Source organism: Rheinheimera sp., from assembly GCF_036568245.1.
Taxonomy (GTDB): Bacteria; Pseudomonadota; Gammaproteobacteria; order Enterobacterales; family Alteromonadaceae; genus Alishewanella.
This window is the reverse complement of sequence record NZ_DATCSY010000168.1, coordinates 1-21484: the sequence shown is the minus strand read 5'-3', so window position 1 is coordinate 21484 and position 21484 is coordinate 1. Positions and strand designations below refer to the sequence as shown.

Here is a 21484-nt window from a genome sequence, read left to right as displayed (position 1 = left end):
CGTCGACCAATTTTATGTTCTTCACCTTGGTGCCTATTTTAACCACGGATGAAGAGCCTTTCACTTTCAGATCTTTAATCACCGTTACGGTATCACCGTCTTGCAGCACATTACCGGCACTGTCACGGATCTGCTGGGTGCTGGCCTGTTCTGACTGTTCTGCTGACCAGGCATGACCGCATTCGGGACAGTTTAATAAGTTGCCGTCATCATAGGTATAGACGGACTGGCATTGGGGGCATAGGGGTAAGGCTGTCATTGCGAAATTCCTTATTGGCGCAAATGCCAGATTATACCCTACGGCGGCGCACTGATGGCACCATTAATCTATTGAATAGTGGTAATAGACTGACAATGCTGATATCGACAAACAAATTTTGCTAAGGTAGTTCAAAACAACCCGTCCGGAGTAGTTATGATTCAGGCACCCAAAACAAATACTTTTTTACCGCCACGGCGTATCCTGATGGGGCCGGGGCCGTCAGATGTCTATCCGCAAGTGCTGTCTGCACAGGCCAAACCTACCATTGGGCATTTAGACCCATTGTTTATCGGTATGATGGACGAGCTGAAGCAACTGCTGCAGTACGCGTTTCAGACCCGCAATGAAATGACCCTCGCTGTGTCAGCACCTGGCAGCGCCGGTATGGAAACCTGTTTCGTAAACTTGCTGCAACCCGGCGACACTGTAGTGGTTTGCCGCAACGGTGTGTTTGGTGAACGTATGCGGCAGAATGTCGAGCGCTGTGGCGCGCATGCGGTGCTGGTTGATAACGCCTGGGGAGAACCCGTTGACCCGCAAAAAGTGGAAGATACATTAAAGGCTAATCCGCAGGCGCGTTTTCTGGCGTTTGTCCATGCTGAAACCTCAACCGGCGCCTTGTCTGATGCCGCGACGTTGTGTGCACTGGCGCGAAAGTATGGCTGTTTGTCTATCGTTGATGCGGTGACCTCCCTTGGCGGCGTAGAGCTTAAAGTAGATGAGTGGGGCATAGATGCCATTTACTCCGGCAGTCAGAAATGCTTGTCCTGTGTGCCGGGATTATCACCGGTGTCGTTTTCGCCAGTGGCAGTAGAGCGGATTAAGCAACGAACCAAACCAGTACAAAGCTGGTTTTTGGACCAAAGTCTGGTGATGGCGTATTGGAGCGGTGGCGCTAAACGCAGTTATCACCACACTGCGCCGGTAAATGCACTGTATGCCCTGCATGAGTCTTTACGTATGCTGGCAGAAGAAGGCCTGGAGCAAAGCTGGCAGCGTCATAGTGAGATGCATCAGTTGTTAAAGCTGGGGTTGGCAAAGCTGGATCTGCAATTTGTGGTGGCAGAGCAGTATCGTTTGCCGCAGCTGAACAGCATTTATATTCCGTCTGGTGTCGATGATGCCGCTGTTCGTCAGCAATTGCTTAAGCAGTACAATCTTGAGATCGGTGCAGGCCTTGGGGATTTAGCCGGTAAAGCCTGGCGTATCGGTTTAATGGGCTACGGCGCAAGGCGTGAGAATGTAGCGCTCTGTATTAAAGCGCTGGAAGAGGTTCTCGCTTAATCATTGAATACCGGCCGCTTGCCGTTTTTGTTTTGTGCTGTCTGCCGCTTCTGCTAATTTGAAGTGGCAGCTGACAAACAACAATAACGAGGCCGGAATGAAACTGCGTCACTCCCTGTTAACTACAGCCTTACTAGGCATTTTTGCGTTACCTCTTCATGCCGTTCAGGGCTATTACCGCTCACCGGTATTACAACAAGACCACATCGTTTTTACCGCTGAAGGTGATTTATGGCAGGCATCACTGAATGACATGATCGCGCGCCGGCTTAGCAGCCATCTGGCAGAGGAAAGCCAGCCGGTGTTATCACCTGATGGCAAGCAACTGGCATTTGTTGCCGACTATGATGGCGCCAGTGAGATTTACCTGATGCCTGTCGCCGGTGATGTTGCCAAACGTATCAGTTATGAAAACAGCCGGGTGCGCATTCAGCAATGGTTGGCGGATGGGCGCATTTTGTATGCTACCGACAGTGCAGCAGGCCCGGCTAATTACTGGTTACTTAAAGTTGTTGAGCCTGACAGCCTGGCAACAGAAACCTTACCGCTGGCAGATGCCTCAGGTGGCAGTATTGACGGGCAAAGCGGTACTGTGTACTTCAGCCGCTTTGGTTTGCAGCTGACCGGCGATAACACCAAAGTGTACCGTGGTGGTGCCATGGGCGAGCTGTGGAGCTGGCAACTTGGCAGTACCAATGAAGCGAGGCGGCTAAGCGCTGAGCATAAAGGCAGCATTAGCCAACCTGTGTTCTATCAGGGCCGGGTATATTTTGTCAGTGACGCCGATGGTAACAGCAATATTTGGTCGGTGGCGGCGGATGGCACAGATGCTACCCAACACAGTTTTCATAAAAACTGGCGGATTGGCCGCATAAGTGTGGCAAACGAGCAGGTGTTATATCAGCTGGGGGCAGACTTACAGCTACTTAATCTTAAAAGTGGTGACAGCCGTACGCTGCCGCTGCAGATCCAGTCAGATTTAGTACAGCGGCGTGAACGCATTGTCAGCAAGCCACTGCAGTATTTTACCTCTGCCCATTATCAGGCGCAGCAGGATGACAGTGATAAGGTAGTGGTCATCGCCCGCAGCCAGATCGTACTGACCATGCCGGGCAAGCAGCGTATGGTACAAATCAGCACCCCTGCCGGCAGCCGGTCGCGCGAGGCAGTGTTATCAAAAGACGGTAACTGGATCTATGCGATAAACGATCACAGTGGTGAGAACGAGATCTGGCGTTTCGCTGCGGATGGCTCAGACAATGCCAGGCAGCTTACCTCAGATGGCCGCGTACACCGCTGGCAACTGAGGTTGTCGCCTGACGGTGATTATCTGGCCCATGATGATAAAAATGGCGACATGTGGCTGCTGCACCTGCCAAGCGGGCGCAATACCAAAATTTACAGCGGTGGCGTAGGGCTGTCAGGCTATGATGATATCAGCTGGTCAGCGGATAGTAAGCTGTTGTCTTTTACCCTAAATCCGTTGGATCAAAGCCGTTCTAAAGTAGTGCTGTATCAGCTGAGTACCGGCGACAGTGCTGTGGTCACCTCAGATAAATATGATGCTTATTCTGCCGCATTCAGTCCAGACGGCCTGTGGCTGTATTTCCTGTCTAACCGCCAGTTTACAGCGACGCCAGGTCATCCGTGGGGTGATCGCAACCTTGGCCCGCTGTTTGACCGGCGCAGCCAGGTGTTTGCTGTTAGTCTGAAGCAGCAGGCTTGCTTTGCGTTTCGGCCGCTGCAGGAAGTGGATAACTGTGATGACAGCGTGGCGAAAGATAGCCGCAATAGCAAAAAAGGCACGCTGGTAGACTGGCAGGGGTTGACTGGCAGACTATGGCAAGTGCCGGTTGAGGCGGCTAATTACCGGCAGTTGTCGCTTAACGACAAGCGACTGTATTTACTGGACAGTTCCAGTGCCGCTGGCAGCAAACCGGTGTTAAAGCAGATTGAATTTAGTCAGACAGATGCGAAAGCTGAAGTATTTGCTAAAGATGTCAGTGATTATCAGCTGGCAGCCAACGGCAAAAAGCTGTTCTTGCGCAAACACAGTGAGAATGGCGGCGGTGATATGTACGTGGTTGAGGCTGCCACTAAGGCGCCACAAGATCTGGCGAAGGCTAAGCTTAATATCAGCAGCTGGCAGTTAAGTATCGACCCAGCGCAGGAATGGCAGCAGATGTTTGCTGACGCCTGGCGTATGCACCGTGATTTTCTGTTTGATAAAGGTATGCGCGGGCTTGACTGGAATGCCAGTAAAGCCAAATACCAGCCGCTGCTGCAGCGGGTGACAGACAGATATGAGCTGGATGATGTATTTGCCCAAATGATGGGCGAGCTAAACACCTTGCATTCTCAGGTACGCGGTGGCGAGTATCGTACCGATAGCACGGCATCGCGGGCGGCCAGCCTGGGCGCTGAGTTTGACAGAGATAACGCTGGCTTAGTGATCCGCCATATTTACCGCTCGGAGACTGATCTGCCTCTGTTCGCTGCACCTTTGGCCAGGCCTGGCGTTAATGCCAATGTAGGCGATACCCTGATTGCCGTTAATGGCATAGCGGTCAAAGATGTACCTTCGCTTACCCAGGCGCTGCGTAATCAGGCTGGTAAGCAAGTTTTACTGACGCTGAAACGTGATAAAAAGCAGTGGCAAACCGTGGCGGAGCCGGTAAGCACTGCGCAGGATAATCAGCTACGCTATCAGGATTGGGTCGCTGCAAATCAGCAAATGGTCGCTGATGCCAGCGACAGTCAGTTTGGTTATCTGCATTTGTATGCGATGGGTTCAAATGATATTGCCAGCTTCGCCCGTGAGTTTTATGCCAATTTTGATAAACCCGGGCTGATTATTGACGTACGGCGTAACCGCGGCGGTAATATTGACAGCTGGATCATCGAGAAGCTGCTGCGCCGCGCCTGGGCATTCTGGCAGCCAACGCAGGGTGGGGCTTACACCAATATGCAGCAGGCTTTTCGTGGCCACTTAGTGGTGCTGTCAGATCAGCTGACCTACTCAGATGGTGAAACCTTCTCAGCCGGTGTAAAAGCCCTGGGGCTTGGGCCGCTGATTGGCAAGCGTACCGCCGGTGCCGGTGTCTGGTTATCCGGACGCAACAGACTGGCTGACAATGGTATGGCACGGGTGGCGGAAACCGCACAATTTTCCATGGATGGTCGCTGGATTATTGAAGGCGTGGGTGTAACCCCGGATATTGAGGTAGACAATCTGCCGTTTGAGCGCTTTAACGGTAAAGATGCACAGCTTGAGCAAGCTATTGCTTACCTTCAACAGAAACTGAAAGCGCAGCCGGTGCCTGAGCTGAAGGCAGCGCCGCTAACGACGCCTTTTGCTGCTGATATCAGCCGCTGAGCATCTCGCTGAAATTGTGTAAAGCCCGGGCTCATTACCGGGCTTTTTTATATCGCATTGTGCAGATAACGTTGCTTTTAGCCCGCTGCAAGCTATGTTGTTAAGAACACAAAACAGGAGTGTCGTATGCCAATATCACCACAATTGAACGCAGAAATCCGGGTGTTAACACTGTTTAATCTTGATAGCGCTATGGAAGGGATAAAAGTACATAAGTCGGCTGATGCTGATACGTTAGGTGCGATACAGCGCTTATATGAAAAAGGCTTGCTGACGCAGCAGGACGGCGGTTATCTGACCGATCTTGGGATCCACTGCGCGGAGCACCTGCAAACCGCGCTACGTATTCTTAATGGCCCGGTGCAGCCGTCGTAGTTGATGGCGATGTTGTTTTAGTTCGGCTTTAAGCTGCGCCAGGGCAGCAGCATCATTTTGATACAAGGCTTTGTCATATAACGAGATAAGGTCATTCAGCATGGGGCTGTATTGCGGATACTTAGCGATACAGCCCTGTAAGAACACCGAAACCGGTTGCTGAGGCAACTTGGCTTTGAGCAGTGATGCCAGATACTGGTGCAGCAGTCTACTGGCCTCCGGTAAGGTTGTATTGTGTCGCACGCGGGCGAGATACAGCGTGACAGCGGCAAATGTTATGACTGCTAGCAGTAGTAGGGTATAGCCCAAAACAGGCAAATGCTGCCTGATACTACGCCATAATTCACGCTGTTCATTATCATTAAATCCCAGCACCCAGACCGACCAGTAATAATCAAGATGCATAAACTGCTGCCGCAGTGATTGCAGCAGTTCAAATTGTCGCCAGCCGCTGTTTAGCAGAGCGCGTTCTTGCTCTGGCAGCATGCTGTCCAGGTTGTTCAAAATGCGCTCTGGTGCAACAAAAGCGGTGGGATCGAACCTGTGCCAGACACTCTTATGCAAGTATTCCACCCAGGCATGTGCTTCGCGCTGGCGCACGGCAAGGTAGCCTTGCTGTGGATACCAAATGCCGCCCTGATAACCGCCGACAACTCTGGCAGGTATGCCGGCATGACGCAGGATAACCGCAGTTGCCGAGGCATAGTGGCTGCAAAAACCGGTTCGGCTATCAAATAAAAATGCATCTATGCTGTTACTGCCAAGCCGCGGTGGTGTCAGGCTATAAAAAAACGGTTGTTGGCTGTAGTAGTTTGCCAGAGCCTGAACCAACTTATCAGTATCCGGATACTGTTGTTTTAGTTTGGTCGCAAAAGCCTTGGTTTGTGGGTTACCCGGTGCCAGGCGCAGATTTAACTGCTCATCAGCTGATGTAGCGACAACGGGGGCCAGCACACTGCTTACCTGATAACTGACACGCTGGCTGATGGGTTTATGGCTGCTTAACATGCCGCCTGGCGCGATAAATACGTTGTCGCTGCTTGATACCGGCGTGGCCAGCGCAAATAAGCCACGCTGCTGGCTGGCTTCGGCAATAATGCTGTAATCTACTCTGGTGGCACTGGTACCAGTATCCGGATTGGCCGGGGTGTGGTTACCTCGTTGGTATTGACGTGATGCATTAACCTGCCAGCTTCTGCCATCAAAATCTTCGTACAATCTGGCGCGCCAGTATAATTGTTCCCGGGCTGGCAAAGCGCTGGCAAATTCAACCCTAAACGCCGGGCTGTCGTCCTGCACCAGTTGTTCAATACTGCCAGGATCCAGGCTATCGCTTAATCCTGTCGTTGCTGCTTTAATATTGGGAATTTGCCAGAACGGAGGCAGGCGCGGAAATAATAAAAACATACCAAGCCAAAGCGGCAGGATAATCAGCATGGCACGACCGGTTTGCAACCAGTTGATTTTTGCTGTCGCAACAGAGAACAGCCGGTAATGGCTATATAAATTGGCCAACAACACGCCAAGCACAATTACGGCAATCAACATATCCTGATGCAGAATAAAACAACTGGCGATAAGAAAGTAATGCACCCACACCAGTTGACGGGCTTCATATAAATGTTGCAGTGCCAGCAGGCGGGCAGTGGCTGCCAGTAGCAGGATCTGCAACATGAAATGCAGTACCCCGGACTGTTTTAGCTGCAGAAAAAATGCCAGCGCAATAATGCCAGCCAGAATATTCACCAGTCTGAGGCTGACCGCCGGTCTGGCTGTTAGTACCGTCAGCAGCCGATACAGCATTAACAAGGCGAAAATGGCGCTGACCCATAAGGCAAAGGCTTGGTTAAGCAACAGTAACAGCGTGAACTGAATACCAGACCACAAGAGTAATAAAGGTTTACGCTCTAGCATAAGGCAAGCTCCTGCAAGCAGCGCTGCAAATGCAATGCGCCCTGAGCTTGTGGCACTGTCACAGTTGGCAGTTTCAGGCCGTAGTGCCTGCCACTGTGCTCCAGCGATAGCAACTGCTGACAGGCGCGGCGTAAGGCATGCTCAAGCGCATCACCGGACAGGGCTGGGACAATGACCCATTCAGGCTCTGCCTGGCTGTGCTGTTGTTGCTCGCGCACCACAGGGTTGACCGGGTTTTGTGCCAGCCGCTTCCAGACGATGTGTCTGACACTTTCTCCACTGCGGTAGCTGGTCAGCGTATCGCCCATATTGTTGCCAGCTGGCGTAGCCAGCTCATCCTCTGACGGGTACAAAGCAGCGTTGTTATCGGGTAGCGGGTACACCCAGTAATGCTGACGCAGTGCGATATAACTCCAGGCGCGCCACAACCCAAGCGGATACTGACTGGTGATTTTTAACCGTGGCAGCGGATAGCGCCCGCGTTTTGCGACAGTCAGGCTTAGGGGGGCGCTTTGTGAGATGTCCAGCAGTTGTACAGCGTCATAATGCGGCATCAGATTTAGTTGCAGCATATAGTGCATCTTGGCTGAGCTAAAGCTGATAACGGGGTGCACTTTGCCAGTGGCAAAACCCTCGGCGCTGCTTGGGCATTGCACCGTCAGGCCGCTCAGGTTCTGGTAGGTCAACACTATGCTGAGTAAAAAAACACTTAGCAGTAAGTAACTGACTAACAGGATCAGGTTATTCTGATAGTTAGTGCCGAGCAGATACAACAGGCCGATTAGAAACAGAAACCACCAGCCATAACGCGTTGGCAGAATGAAAATCAGTTTCTGTACCAGTGTGACTTTATCAGCGGCACTTTGGCGTTTGTTAAGATAGCGCTCGATAAAGTGCCAGTAATGTGGATACAAACGTGACTTTAGGTTCAGATTGGGCATGGTGTTTGTTGCAGTAACAACTGACTTAACCTGCTTTCCTGCGCAGCGGATGAAGGATCCAGGCGGTGCTCGGCTACATAGGGGAACACCTGCTGTACATCTGATGCGCTGACAAATTCACGCTGATTAATCAGTGCAAAGGCTTTTGCTGCACGTAATATGGCTTTGGAAGCTCTGGGTGATAATGGCAGCATATCGCTGCGGTGGCGGCTGGCATGTACCAGCGACAGCAGGTAATCGAGCAGGGCATCGGAGGCAGTCACTTTCGGCACTTGCACCTGCAATTGCTTTAACTGCTCGCTACTTAGCTGTTCAGTCAGTAATTCCAGCCGCGAGCTGCTGCTATCGCGCTGTAACAGCTGATGCTCAGCGTGTTTGTCAGGAAAACCAAGTGACAGACGAAACATAAACCGGTCAAGTTGTGACTCAGGCAGAGCAGAGGTACCGGCATGAAATAACGGATTCTGTGTGGCAATGACAAAGAACGGTTTGGGCAGGCTGCGGGTTTCACCATCAACCGATACTTGCTTCTCCTCCATCGCTTCAAGCAGGGCGCTTTGGGTTTTGGGGCTGGCGCGGTTAATTTCATCGGCCAGCAAGACCTGACTGAATACGGGGCCGGCCTGAAAGTGAAATTGCTGTGACCGGGTGTCATAGATGTTCATGCCGATAAGATCGCCCGGCAATAAGTCGTTGGTAAATTGCACGCGCCGGTAGCTCAACCCAAGGCTGTTTGCCAAAGCATGAGCCAGCGTCGTTTTACCCATTCCCGGCAAATCTTCTAACAGCAGATGTCCTTCTGCTAACAGGCAGCAAAGGGCCAGACGCACCTGCTCCGGTTTACCGAGAATAACCTGATTCAGGCTTTGTTCAACGCGATGTAACTGTGCTAACACTGCAACTCCTTTGTGCTTTGGCCAACGGCTGCCGTACTGAAGATTCAGGCACCACTGATGATGGCGACTGGCTTAATAGTACCTCGGTAACACAGAACTGCAATCAGAAAAAAAGCGGCAAAAGCCGCTTTAGAATTAAAAGGATAGCAGCGCAGCTTAGAAGCTAACGTCCAGATCTGCAGAACAGGTATCTGTGCCTGCAACACAGATCTTATAGCTTACGGTAGTTGCCATCGACGTAAAGCGGTCACGGTAACGCCCGTTATCATCGCTGGTGTCGACCAGCTGTCCATCGCGATAGATGTCGACTGCTTCAGCAGTGCCGGTCCAGCGCAGGTCGACGATGGTCGAGCCGGTGCGGGTACGGACTTTTCGCTGTAATGTTAACTCAAGCTCAGTATCGTCGACCGATACAGCAATTGTCTGGCTGTGGGTATCGGTAAGACCAGTGCTGTCGGTAACGGTCAGACTTACCTGATAGCTGCCCGGTTCAGCATAGTTATGCTGAGGGTTGGCGTCCCCGGATGCGTTACCATCGCCGAAATCCCAGCTGTAGCTATTAATGTTGTTGTTGGCATCGGTAGACAGGTCGCTGAAGCTTACTGTCAGTCTTGAGGCGGAATAGCTGAAGTTCGCAACAGGTGCTACCGGTTCTGGTGGTGTATCGTCAGATAATGCCGTCAACGTTAGCTGCCAGTTATTCAGAGTACCGGTATCAAGATTGGCATTGTCAGATACTGTCAGTGTCCAGTCACCTTGCATCTCCTCACCATTAAAGCTGTCAAGTTGCCAGCTTTGCACCAGGTTGTCCTCACTGCCACCAGTGCGGTTATGTAAGGTATGCTCGGTACCTTGCGGTGAGCGCAGCATAACGATTAAGTCACCGCGCCAGGTATGGGTAATGTCGACACTGACGTTAACGCCAAACAAACTACCAGACTGTGGGACGGAGATCACGCTGCTGATGCCTTCAGCCGTGTTATCCGGAATTGGCGATGCATTGTCATTGCTGTAAGGGTAATCCTGCAATCCTTGCGGCAAAATCTCCAGGCTGGCGTTAACTGACTTCACCAGTTCACCGGTTGCTGTATCGGTACCGGTAACAGTAAACTGATAACTGCCCCAGGCTGTTTCCGCACCGGTATTGACATCAAGTGTCAGCGATTGGCCCGGCTCAGCGGTGTCTGCCGACAAGCTTACGCCTTCAAGTGCCGGGTCGACATCAACAGTTAAGGCAACTTCGCCCATCCAATCAGCAATATTGCCGATATCGACAGTGTACTGCGCGCTGTCACCGGCGGTAATCTGCTGATTTCTCGGCGTGATACTTAATCTGAATGACGGTGTAGGATCGGCGTCGACCATAGCAGTGGCCAGATTAAGTCGTTTGCCGGATACGGTTTTACCTTCCAATGCAGACAGGCTGTCGCCTGAGTCCATTAATATGCTCTTCATTTCCAAAGGGGTAATATCTGGATTCACTGACCAGAGTAACGCAGCTGCGCCGGCAACGTGAGGAGAGGCCATAGAGGTGCCTGAATAACTGGCATAGCCGCCACCTGGTACAGTGGATAAAATTGCCGAACCCGGTGCCCCCAGGTCAACCGAAACTGCGCCATAGTTAGACGCGCCGCTGGTAAAAATTGACAGCTGATCATTTCGGTCGGTTGAAGCGACCGAGACTATAGCGTCCAGATCATACGCCGCCGGATACATAGGAGTACTGTCAGCATCAACACCGCTATTGCCTGCTGCAGCGATAAACAGGATGCCGGCATCACCACCAGATTCAATGGCAGCCCTTAATGTGTCAGAGTAGGAACCACCGCCCCAGGAGTTATTTGTCGCTTTAACATTAACGCCGTGGTTCAGTTTTAAATCGGTAAAGTAGTTGATACATTCTATCGCACCTGCAGTGCTACCGCCGGTGGGGCCAAGAAACTGACATGGTAGCAGCGTGACGTTCCAGTTAACGCCCACAACGCCAATGCCATTGTTTCCTGTGGCGCCAATAGTACCGGCAACATGGGTGCCGTGGCTGTCACTGTCCATCGGATCCAACTCGGCATTTAGTGTTGAATAGCCATAAGTACTGCCGGGTAGATCACCGGGGTTGACCCAACGGTTGTCTACCAGATCCGGGTGATTGTAGTCCATGCCAGAGTCGATAACGCCAATAACAACTTCATGACTGCCGGTAGAGATATCCCAGGCATCAGTGGCTTTTATGTCGGCACCAGCGGTGCCGCTGTTTTGCCCGGTGTTTAGCAGGCCCCACAATTGACCAAAGTCAGGGTCGTCCGGTGTCGCCAGCGCGTGCAGAGGATAATCCGGCTCTGCAACAGCGACAGCGGGGTTAACAGACAGACGCTTGATCAAGGTATCTTTATCAGCGCCTTTGGGCAGCAGAACCTTCACAATACGACCATCAGCAACATAGCGCATTTTTAAGTCACGGCCGTGTTCATCCAGTTGGCGCAGACTGGCCCCCTGGTTATGTATTATGTTTTGCCGCTCTTGCTTTGATACTCCTGGTTTAAACATAACTAAAATTGCGTTGTCTGGATCAGAAGGAGGGCCGGCCAAAACCGAGGCTGAAAATAGCGCTGTTGCAATTGAACCAGCCAGTAATGTTTTCTTCGTCATACGAGTTCCCATTCAATTAATTGTTAAAAATATGCTTATTTTTAGCATCTCTATGAATAGCACTGTTGTTAACTAAAAATACACAAATTATCAAAAATAGCGCCTAAGTACTAGGTGGTATTGGCTAGTTATTGTTAACTTATATTCACTAAGTGTATGAATGCGCTGAATATATAAAATTAATCTGTCGTTAATAAAAGTTAAACAAAATAGTTGTTATGTCCTATTGCAGCATTTTCAAGGTGCTTTAACTTAGTTTGGTCACGTAATTTACAAGGAATTAGCATGGTTAACTTGTTCCGACAGGGAATGATAGCTACCGCTATGTTATTGGCTTCAGCTGTACATGCTGATGTGTCGTTGCAACTGACGTCATTACTGGAGCGTCAGGCATTAGCGAACGGAGTTGATATTACCCAGTTGGGTAACCTTAATGTGGCGGACGTAACGCAATCAGGCCAGGGGCAATATGCCATTTTGCTGCAGCAAGGTGTGCTAAACCATATTCAGTTGCATCAGTCAGGACTTGGCAATCAGGTTCAGGCTCTGCAAGCCGGCAACAGTAACACTGCTGTGATTATTCAGCATGGTGACCACAACCTGGTTCAGATTGAGCAAAGAGGCAACCGGCACTTCTCCGTAGAACAAACCGGCGTTGGTGCTGAAATTTCTATTATTCAATACTAATAATAAGTTAGGGAGAATACGATGAAGCTGACAAAACCACGTAAGCATATGTTGGGAATGGCTATCGCTCTGGTGTTAAGTGCGCCGCTGTCTGCTGCAAATAATGAAGTCATTATCAATCAGAATTCGACAGCGGCAGCAGAAGGTAACCTGGCAGAAGTGCATCAGAGCGGCGATATCAATTTGGCGACGGTCGACCAGGCAGGGGGAATTAACAGCAGCTCTGTTCAACAGGATGGGGTATGGCTGGAGGCATATAACTTTGTTGCAGGTAATGATAACCAGATCAGAACTGAGCAGCTGGCTGACTGGCATATTGCTTATGTTGATATTGCCGGTAATGAAAACACGGCAACGGTCACTCAGGACGGTTTTTTTAATACGGCTGAGCTGGTAATGACCGGTGATATGAATGACGCCGCTGTCACTCAGGCGGGAGAAGTGAATGAAGCCTATGTGAACCTGACTGGTATCAATAACATCGTTGAGGTTGAGCAGCAAGGCAACGCTAACTGGAGCAATGCCGGCTTTAGCGGTGATGACAATGAACTGTATAGTTTACAATCCGGAGATAACAATGAAGCCGGCATGTTTAACCTCAGCGGAAACCGCAACACTTTTGAATCCGAGCAGTTTGGCAATGCCAATGTGGGCGGTATTGTTGGCCTGACCGGAGACAACAACAGCTTCTTTGTTTCGCAGCAGGGGGACGGCAACATTTTCATCGGCACAGATGTATCGGGCAATGACAACCTGATCGACGTGATGCAAACGGGTAATGCGAATGAGTTTTTGCTGCAACCGCTTGCCGGAGAACAAAACTTATTGCTGGTTGACCAACGTGGTGATGGTAACGTTGTCAATGCGCCAACAGGTATGGTTGGTAATGATAACCAGATTGATATCTGGCAGGAAGGCAATTTAAACAACGCCGTTTTTGCTACTGAAGGCGATGGTCATAATGTTGAGATCCGCCAGACAGGTGACGGTAATGTCAGCGAAATGTTGCTTACGAGCGCAGCTAACGAAGGTATTATTTATAGCCGTGGCGATAACAATACTGCGGCTTTGGGGCTGTCCGGTACCGCGAACAGTGGCCGTATTCAGCAACTCGGTGATGACAATACCGCCATGGTGGATATCATCGGCGATGATAACGACGTCATGATTGACCAGTCAGGTAACGCCAATGCGTTGTTGCTTACCAGTGATACCGTGGTGACGGCTAATAGCGCAACGATTGAGCAGAACGGTGACATTAACCTGGTTGATCTGCTGATTTCAGGAAATGGCAATACGCTGGACATTCTGCAAAACGGTTCAGGTAACTGGGTCGCCGGTGACAACGGTTACTTTGCGCTTTCAGGCAACAGTGGATTGCTTAGCATCACGCAACAGGGCAATGATAACCTGGTACTGGGAGGACAGTCAGGCGAAGGGAATATGATGACAGTCACCCAGGTAGGTGATTTTAATACCGCTATTGTCGTACAAAACTAGTGTTGAGGCGAAGGTGGCTGTGCTGCCTTCGCCGGTTCATTATGAAGTATCTGTCAGTGTTCTTCTGTTGCCTGTTACTGCCAGTGCAACTCAATTCGGTGCCGGCATACGCTGATGACATTGAACTCAGCGGTATGGTGCTCGATCGTTCTATTTCCCGCTTTGGTAAGGACTTCGCTTTTTATTACTCGGGGTACTGGCGCGACATGCCTGCTACCGAGGGCATCACTGTCGTTATCTACGAGCAGGTTTATCCTCAGTCGGGCACTTTTCTCTGGGTAGAAATGAACCAGACCCGGGTGTATCAGACCTATTTTGGCCGCCGTTATAACGATGTCAAACAAATGGCTGAACAGGCAATTCTGGCGAGCATTAATGAATTAGCCAATATTCAGGCCGGTAAAATGCTCGGTGACACAACAATTGATCCGTTGTAGAAGGAATAATAACAATGAAGCTAACCGCGCTGATTCTGACGCTTATTAGTTGTGGCGTTGCTAACGCTACTGAAATAGTTTACACCCCGGTTAACCCCAGTTTCGGGGGGAATCCGCTAAACGGTAACTTTTTGCTGCAAAAAGCCCAAAGCCAGAATGCCCATAAAGCCGACTCTCCCGGCTTATCTTTTGTTGAAAAGTTTCAGGATGCACTGGAGCGTAATATTATCAATTCACTGACGCGTAGGATCGCTGACGGAGAGCTGGTTGAAGGGGTGTATAATACCGGTGAGTTTCTGGTGGAAGTGAATTCTGGCACAGATGGCAGTGTCATTGTGAACATTACGAACATTGAGACCGGTGAGGTAACCGTTATCACTATTCCGTCTATAGGAGGCTGATAATGGTGCGGATTAAAAGTCATGTGTTACTTGGTACAGTTTTGCTGCTGAGCGGTTGCTCATTAATACCCAAGCCAGATATCAATATTACCGCAGCCAGCATTGATGCGACCAGTCCGCTAATGCACGTTCTGCGCGAGCAGGGCAAGCCCCGCAGCGCTATACCGGTGTCGGTGTATGCGTTTCGTGATCAAACCGGCCAATATAAGCCGCAGGCTAACGTATCCAGTTTTTCTACTGCTGTTACGCAGGGGGCAACATCGATGCTGACGCAGATACTGCTTGAGACTGGCTGGTTTGCACCAATGGAGCGCGAAGGGCTACAGAATTTGCTGACCGAGCGCAAAATTTATGGCTCAAACAAAAAATCAGCTGAACTGCCAGCGTTAAAAGAGGCACGCTTGCTGTTTGAAGGCGGTATTATCGGCTATGAAACTAATCTGAGCACAGGCGGTATTGGCGCTGAATATTTTGGTATCGGGGCATCTGAGCTGTACCGCGAAGATCAGGTTACGGTCTATCTGCGGGTTATTGATGTGCATACCGGTCAGGTTTTATTGTCGGTGTCGAGTAATAAGAAAGTGTTTTCACAAGAGCTTCGGGCAGGCTTATTCCGCTACGTATCACTGAACCGTCTGGCAGAAGCTGAAGCAGGTTATTCAACGAATGAACCGGTACAGTATTGTGTTAAACAGGCAATGGAAATGGCCGTGGTAGAGCTGATCACTCAGGGGCAGCAACGCGGTTTCTGGCGCGCTGAAGATCAGCTTAATCTTGTCGATGCTGAAGGCTCATGACGTGTGGGCTGCTGCGCCCAGCGTAGTAATTCAACCCTGTTCCGAGCCTGGGTTTTACGGAAAATCGCTGACATATGTGCTTTAACGGTGTGTGCACTGATGTTTAGTGTCAGTGCTATTTCCTTGTTGCGGGCACCTTCGGCAACAAGTTGAATAATGCGTTTTTCCTGCTTTGTCAGTAAGTTATTATCTGGCAGAACTAGCTGTTCTGTTGACACCGCAGACTTTTGCAGCAGCAGCTGGTCTACCAGATCAGACATCACTGAGCGGGCATAGTATAACTGGCCATCCATCATTGTTTTTAGCGCGGTCAGTACGCGATCCAATTGTTCATCGCGATAGATTACACCCCGGATACCGTTGTACAGTGCCTGGATCGGGTCCACTAAGGTGCGCTCTGCCTGAAATAGAAATAAAGGCGCTTTTGTCTGCAGGTACTGCAGCTCTGTGGAAAGATTCTTTTTATTCCAGTCAACGTGATGAAAAGGGCATGCCAGCAAGGTTCCGCTTTTCAGTGTACCGCCGTACAAAATGGTGAGCTTACTACGTTGCTCGACAGTAATACCGACAGATTGTGCCAGCAAGCTGATGCTACTTTGGTTTTCCTGCTCTGTGAGTACGATAAGTTTGGTAAACTTATCCATCAGATATACTCCTGCGTACTGCTTATAATGTTAATCCATTCAGACGTATACTGTACCCCGAATCTTGCGAATGCAAGTCTTAACCTGATGTTTGACCCATGCTAGCATGACAGCAGACTAATATAGGGAAATCTGTTATGACAAAAAAAGTGCTGTTTGTCTGTTTAGGGAATATCTGCCGTTCACCCACTGCTCATGCCGTCATGCGGCACAAAACTGCTGCAATGCCAGGCTTTATCGAAATAGAATCGGCCGGTACGAGTGCATCGCACAAAGGCGAAAAACCCGATCCGCGCGCAGTACGCGAAGGCCAGCAGCTGGGCTATCAGTTCAGCGGCATTGTCTCCAGACCTGTACAGGACGCCGATTTCAGTTATTACGATCTGATCCTGGCAATGGATAACGACAATCTTAAGGACTTACAATCGCGTTGCCCGGCCAAATGGCAGCATAAAGTACAATTATTTTTGCAATATCATCCGCAATACCCTGAGCTGCAGGAAGTTCCGGACCCTTACTACGGTGGCAGCCGCGGATTTACCCTGGTGCTGCAGATGATAGAGCAGGGATGTGACGGACTGCTCAGGCATCTGAAGCAGTCAGACTCTTAAGCAGGCAGCTTATAGTGCATAAAACTTAACCATTTAAGATGCCGGTGCGATAAATGTCATAAATTATGCCAAAAGCAGCATTGAATTTACGTCCAGAAGTCTATAACTTGCTTGGCAGTTTATTAACCATAGGAAAATCATCGTGACCACCTGGACGCCTCAAAGCTGGCGCAACCTACCGATCCAGCAGCAGCCCAACTATCAGGACAGGGAATTGCTGCAGAGTGTTGAACAGCAACTACACAAATATCCGCCGCTTGTTTTTGCCCAGGAAACGCGTGATTTGTTTAGCCAGCTCGGTCAGGTTGCCAATGGTCAGGGATTTTTACTGCAAGGTGGTGATTGCGCCGAGAGCTTCAACGACTTTAATGCACCTAAGATCCGCGATACATTCAAAGTTCTGCTACAAATGGCAGTGGTGCTGACATTTGCTGGCGGGTTACCCGTTGTTAAGGTTGCACGTATGGCAGGGCAATATGCTAAGCCACGCTCAAGTGACCTTGAAACGATTAATGGCGTGTCTTTACCAAGTTATCGCGGTGATATTGTAAACAGTTTTGAATTTACTGAAACGGCCCGGCAACCGGACCCGAACCGGTTAACCACAGCTTATCATCACTCAGCGGCAACGCTGAATCTACTGCGCGCGTTCGCTCAGGGTGGTCTGGCAGATTTACACCAGGTAAGTAAGTGGAATATGGGCTTTGTAGAGTCGAATCCACTGAAAGACCGTTATCAGGACGTTGCACAGCGGATCCAGGAAGCACTGCGTTTTATGGAGATTTGCGGTATTACCGGCCAAAATTCTCCTTCTATCCGTGAGACTCAATTGTTTACCTCACATGAAGCGTTATTGCTCAATTATGAGGAAGCGTTGACGCGGCGGGATTCACTGACCGGCGACTGGTACGATTGCTCCGCGCATATGGTATGGATTGGCGAGCGTACACGGCAACTGGATCATGCGCATATTGAGTTCTTCCGCGGCATTCATAATCCGGTCGGTGTGAAAATTGGCCCGGGTATGCAGCCGGATGAACTGATCCGACTGATTGATGCTCTGAACCCGAACAACGTCGCAGGGCGGTTGACACTGATCACTCGTATGGGCGCTGACAAACTGGCTGACAAATTACCCGCATTAGTACGCCGGGTGCAGCAGGAAGGGCGCAAGGTTGTCTGGAGCTCGGATCCGATGCATGGCAACACCGTAAAAGCCAGTAACGACTATAAAACACGCGACTTTGAAGCGATTTTACGCGAAATCCGTAATTTCTTTGCAGTGCATAAAGCCGAAGGCAGCCATGCCGGTGGTATCCACCTGGAAATGACCGGCGAGCATGTAACGGAATGTACCGGCGGAGCCTATGGCTTAAGCGAGCATGATCTTGGTAAGCGTTACTTTACGCAATGTGACCCAAGGTTAAATGCAGATCAGGTACTGGAATTAGCCTTCCTGATTGCCGATACTCTACGCACTGCGCGTAAATAATCACGCGCTCAAAGGAGCGTAAGTGCAACCAGAGCAACGGACCCAAAGTGACAATGGCCAGCTGGCAACAGCCGGCCAGCGTTATTGTGTCGGTATAGTAGGCGCCGGCAGTATAGGCTGCTATCTGGGGGCTCATCTTTGCCAGGATGTTGCGCTGGACGTCAAATTTTTCGGCAGGGAAACCATGGCGCTCGAGCTTGCCGCACATGGCCTCAGCGTGACGTCATATAATCATCATACCTATTATGCTCAGCCAGTTGCTTTTTTCAGTTCTCTAAACAGCCTGATTGAATGTGATGTTGTACTGCTAACAGTCAAAGCGACTGCTCTGGTGCCCATGCTAACGCAGTTGCAACGCTTTTTGCGACCTGAAGTACCGGTTATTGCGATGCAAAACGGTATAGGTATCGGTGAAATGCTGACGCAGGATTTAGCCAATCCGGTATTAAGGGCGATAGTGCCGTTTAATGTGGTTAAAAACAGTGCAGGCCAGTTTCACCGTGCGACGTCGGGCGATATTATTCTGCAGCGTAGTCAGTTTGATGTGGTTAACTATCTTGTCAGTGTATTTAACCGGCTGAAGTTGAAGGTCGAGTTATGTGATGATATTACCGGTGCGGAGTATGGCAAGCTGCTGCTTAACCTTAACAACGCATTGAATGCCATCAGTGGCTTGCCGTTAAAACAACAATTACTGGATAGGAATTTTCGCTGTCTGCTATCTTACGCGATGCAGGAGTGGCTGGCGATCTGTGCCCGCACCGGCACGCAGCCTACCGCCTATACCCGCTTACCTAATGCGTTGTTGCCCTGGCTGTTACGCTTGCCGACGCCATTATTCAGTGTGCTGGCGAAAAGCATGCTGACGATGGATGAACAGGCGCGCTCGTCAATGTGGGATGACATCCAGGCTAAAAAACGTACGGAAATTATGTTCTTAAATGGGGCAGTGGTCCGTCTGGGCCAGTTGTACCATATTCCCACTCCGGTCAATACCTTACTGGTAGAGCAGATCAAGCGGCTGGAAAGCGGAGACACCAGGCCGTTAACGGCGAAAGAACTACTATCCCAACTGTAATAAATAGCTGCGTTCTTAATATTTGCGCCTTTTTAGCCCTGTCCTGGAGATGATTTTTGCTGATATTTCTTCTATAGACAGATGCGTTGAGTTTAAAAAAGGGATCTGCTCGCGCTGATATAGTTTTTCAACTTCTGCCAGTTCCAGCTGACACTGGCGCAGCGAAGCGTATCTGCTATTGGCGCGCCGCTGTTCTCTGATCTGGCTCAGACGCTCTGCAGTGATGGTTAAGCCAAACAGCTTCTCTTTATTTCGCTTTAACACCTCAGGCAAGCTTAATCGCTCCATGTCTTCTTCTACAAATGGATAATTTGCCGCCTTGATACCATACTGTAGTGCCAGATACAGGCTGGTAGGCGTTTTACCCGAGCGGCTGACACCCACCAGGATAATATCGGCCTGATCAAAGTTTTTCAGGTTGGAGCCATCGTCATTAGCCAGCGCAAAATTGACCGCATCGATACGAAAATCGTAGGTTTGCTCATGAATACTGTGTGTGCGATGGGTTTTGGGCACAGGCGCCACGCCAAGCTCTCGTTGTACCGGGTCAACAAAGCTGTTCAGGAAGTCGTAACAAACACCATTACTGCTATTGATGATTTTGCGCAGGTTATCGTCCACAAAGGTTTGAAACACTAGAGGCCGTTGTCCTGTGGTTTTATAACGATCGTTTATTCGTTGCCTGACTTGTTCTGCCATATCTGCAGTTTCGACAAAAGGGATGGTGACATGCTCAAATTGTGCTGGAAAAAGAGTAAGTAAGGCATGACCAAACACTTCGGCAGTAATCGCTGTACCATCAGAAATATAAAAGGCTGTACGCACGTTAACTCCGTTTTGTTGTTATAAAATTACATTGAAAATTAAGGTTTTAATTCACGCAAGTGCCAGTGTAAAATCATCCGGCACTGTAATGCTGACCGTAAGCTTACACGCCATACGACAAAAATTGGAGACGAACTGTGCAGGAATTTGTTATTTGGTATGAAAACCTGGGAATGCATGATGTTAACCGCGTTGGCGGTAAAAATGCATCGTTGGGTGAAATGATCAGTAATCTGGCTAACGCTGGTGTACAGGTGCCGGGCGGATTTGCCACTACAGCCTATGCCTTTAATCAATTTCTTGAACAAAGCGGTGTCAATGAGCGTATCTATCAGGTGCTTGATGGGCTGGATGTCGATGATGTTGCTGCGCTGGCCAAAGCCGGCGCACAAATCCGGCAATGGGTTATCGATACGCCGTTCCAGCCTGAACTAGAACAAGCTATCCGTGATGCATACCAGCAACTGCACCCTGATGCTGCCCACGATGTTTCGTTTGCTGTGCGCTCATCCGCTACAGCAGAAGATATGCCGGATGCGTCTTTTGCCGGTCAACAGGAAACCTTTTTGAATGTGCGCGGTTACGATGCTGTTATTGTTGCCATTAAGCACGTTTTTGCGTCGTTATTTAATGACCGCGCCATCTCTTACCGGGTACACCAGGGCTATGACCACCGCGGTGTAGCGCTGTCTGCCGGTGTGCAGAAAATGGTGCGTTCAGATTTAGCCTCTTCAGGCGTGATGTTCAGTATTGACACTGAATCAGGCTTTGAAGATGTGGTGTTTATCACTTCCTCTTATGGCCTGGGCGAGATGGTGGTGCAGGGCGCCGTTAACCCGGATGAATTCTATGTACACAAACCTACGCTAGCGGCAGGCCGCCCATCGGTGGTCAAGCGTAATTTGGGCAGTAAAAAAGTTGAGATGGTGTACTCAGGTGAACAGGGCCATGGCAAGCAGGTAAAGGTGGTCGATATTGCTGCTGAGCGCAGTCGCCAATTCTCATTAACGGATGCTGAAGTCGAAGAATTAGCTAAGCAGGCAGTGATCATTGCCAAACATTATGGCCGGCCAATGGATATCGAATGGGCCAAAGACGGCAATGACGGCAAGCTGTACATAGTACAGGCTCGGCCGGAAACGGTAAAAAGCCGTGAAGATAGCAACAGCATGGAACGTTTCCAGTTGCAGGGTAAGGCAGCGGTGTTAGTGGAAGGCCGCGCAATTGGCCAGCGTATTGGCAGTGGTGCGGCAAAGGTGCTTAAAGGCATTGAGCAAATGGATCAGATCCTGCCTGGTGATGTACTGGTTACTGATAT

At 50.0% G+C, this 21484-nt stretch carries 19 protein-coding genes and 1 pseudogene; 13 read left to right on the top strand and 7 right to left on the bottom strand.

Going from position 1 to position 21484, the window contains the following annotated elements:
• Positions 1–259, bottom strand: a 259-nt coding sequence (locus tag VIN66_RS07365) for a zinc ribbon domain-containing protein YjdM (RefSeq protein WP_331923377.1), incomplete at its 3' end; no start/stop codon positions are given.
• 156 nt (positions 260–415) lie between these two features.
• On the opposite strand from VIN66_RS07365, the gene VIN66_RS07360 reads away from it, so the two are divergent.
• From VIN66_RS07360 to VIN66_RS07350, 3 genes are all read left to right on the top strand, one after another.
• Positions 416–1546, top strand: a complete 1131-nt coding sequence (locus VIN66_RS07360) for an alanine--glyoxylate aminotransferase family protein (protein WP_331923376.1) — start codon at positions 416–418, stop codon at positions 1544–1546.
• Positions 1547–1643: 97 nt separating this feature from the next.
• Complete coding sequence (locus tag VIN66_RS07355; protein WP_331923375.1) at positions 1644–4922, top strand: S41 family peptidase; 3279 nt, start codon at positions 1644–1646, stop codon at positions 4920–4922.
• Positions 4923–5048: 126 nt separating this feature from the next.
• Positions 5049–5297, top strand: a complete 249-nt coding sequence (locus VIN66_RS07350; RefSeq protein WP_226765497.1) for a TIGR02647 family protein — start codon at positions 5049–5051, stop codon at positions 5295–5297.
• Here the strand turns inward: VIN66_RS07350 and VIN66_RS07345 are convergent.
• The 4 genes from VIN66_RS07345 to VIN66_RS07330 all read right to left on the bottom strand — a co-directional run bounded on the left by VIN66_RS07345 (position 5262) and on the right by VIN66_RS07330 (position 11592).
• A complete protein-coding gene (locus VIN66_RS07345) occupies positions 5262–7211 on the bottom strand; it encodes a DUF3488 and transglutaminase-like domain-containing protein (RefSeq protein ID WP_331923374.1) in 1950 nt (649 codons plus the stop codon). The two genes, VIN66_RS07350 and VIN66_RS07345, sit on opposite strands and share 36 nt — an antisense overlap.
• Positions 7205–8152, bottom strand: coding sequence for a DUF58 domain-containing protein (locus VIN66_RS07340; RefSeq protein WP_331923373.1), 948 nt, complete (start codon positions 8150–8152; stop codon positions 7205–7207). The genes VIN66_RS07345 and VIN66_RS07340 overlap by 7 nt, the downstream gene beginning before the upstream one ends.
• Entirely contained in the window at positions 8140–9048 is a 909-nt protein-coding gene (locus VIN66_RS07335) for a MoxR family ATPase (RefSeq protein WP_331923372.1), read from the bottom strand. The genes VIN66_RS07340 and VIN66_RS07335 overlap by 13 nt, the downstream gene beginning before the upstream one ends.
• Positions 9049–9204: 156 nt before the next feature.
• Positions 9205–11592 (bottom strand): S8 family serine peptidase, encoded by a 2388-nt coding sequence (locus VIN66_RS07330; protein ID WP_331923371.1) that lies wholly within the window; start codon positions 11590–11592, stop codon positions 9205–9207.
• A gap of 387 nt (positions 11593–11979) precedes the next feature.
• Here VIN66_RS07330 and VIN66_RS07325 point away from each other — a divergent pair, with 387 nt between their 5' ends.
• From VIN66_RS07325 to VIN66_RS07305, 6 genes and pseudogenes are all read left to right on the top strand, one after another.
• Positions 11980–12381 (top strand): curlin subunit CsgB, encoded by a 402-nt coding sequence (locus tag VIN66_RS07325; RefSeq protein ID WP_331923370.1) that lies wholly within the window; start codon positions 11980–11982, stop codon positions 12379–12381.
• A gap of 21 nt (positions 12382–12402) precedes the next feature.
• Positions 12403–12873, top strand: a pseudogene (locus VIN66_RS18835) (hypothetical protein); the annotation flags it as partial.
• Positions 12874–13257: 384 nt separating this feature from the next.
• Positions 13258–13881 (top strand): hypothetical protein, encoded by a 624-nt coding sequence (locus VIN66_RS18830; RefSeq protein WP_414709874.1) that lies wholly within the window; start codon positions 13258–13260, stop codon positions 13879–13881.
• Between the two features lie 41 nt (positions 13882–13922).
• Positions 13923–14318, top strand: coding sequence for a curli production assembly/transport protein CsgE (locus VIN66_RS07315; RefSeq protein WP_331923367.1), 396 nt, complete (start codon positions 13923–13925; stop codon positions 14316–14318).
• A gap of 14 nt (positions 14319–14332) precedes the next feature.
• The gene (locus VIN66_RS07310) at positions 14333–14719 is read left to right on the top strand and encodes a curli assembly protein CsgF (protein WP_331923366.1); all 387 of its coding nucleotides are present in this window, start codon (positions 14333–14335) and stop codon (positions 14717–14719) included.
• A gap of 2 nt (positions 14720–14721) precedes the next feature.
• Entirely contained in the window at positions 14722–15516 is a 795-nt protein-coding gene (locus tag VIN66_RS07305; protein ID WP_331923365.1) for a CsgG/HfaB family protein, read from the top strand.
• On the opposite strand, the gene VIN66_RS07300 is transcribed toward VIN66_RS07305, so the two are convergent.
• Complete coding sequence (locus VIN66_RS07300; protein WP_331923364.1) at positions 15483–16160, bottom strand: response regulator transcription factor; 678 nt, start codon at positions 16158–16160, stop codon at positions 15483–15485. The two genes, VIN66_RS07305 and VIN66_RS07300, sit on opposite strands and share 34 nt — an antisense overlap.
• A 137-nt stretch (positions 16161–16297) precedes the next feature.
• Between VIN66_RS07300 and VIN66_RS07295 the strand changes: the two genes are divergently transcribed.
• The 3 genes from VIN66_RS07295 to VIN66_RS07285 all read left to right on the top strand — a co-directional run bounded on the left by VIN66_RS07295 (position 16298) and on the right by VIN66_RS07285 (position 19341).
• Positions 16298–16771, top strand: a complete 474-nt coding sequence (locus VIN66_RS07295; protein ID WP_331923363.1) for a low molecular weight protein-tyrosine-phosphatase — start codon at positions 16298–16300, stop codon at positions 16769–16771.
• A gap of 142 nt (positions 16772–16913) precedes the next feature.
• A complete protein-coding gene (locus tag VIN66_RS07290) occupies positions 16914–18263 on the top strand; it encodes a class II 3-deoxy-7-phosphoheptulonate synthase (RefSeq protein ID WP_414709873.1) in 1350 nt (449 codons plus the stop codon).
• A 22-nt stretch (positions 18264–18285) separates the two neighbouring features.
• On the top strand, positions 18286–19341 hold the full coding sequence (locus VIN66_RS07285) for a 2-dehydropantoate 2-reductase (RefSeq protein WP_331923362.1): 1056 nt from the start codon (positions 18286–18288) through the stop codon (positions 19339–19341).
• A 15-nt stretch (positions 19342–19356) separates the two neighbouring features.
• Here VIN66_RS07285 and ppsR read toward each other — a convergent pair whose 3' ends face one another.
• Positions 19357–20166: a posphoenolpyruvate synthetase regulatory kinase/phosphorylase PpsR gene (gene ppsR / locus VIN66_RS07280; protein ID WP_331923361.1), complete on the bottom strand. Its 810-nt coding sequence runs from the start codon at positions 20164–20166 to the stop codon at positions 19357–19359.
• A 137-nt stretch (positions 20167–20303) separates the two neighbouring features.
• Between ppsR and VIN66_RS07275 the strand changes: the two genes are divergently transcribed.
• Positions 20304–21484 (top strand): PEP/pyruvate-binding domain-containing protein (locus tag VIN66_RS07275; RefSeq protein WP_331923360.1); only part of this gene is annotated, 1181 nt, incomplete at its 3' end.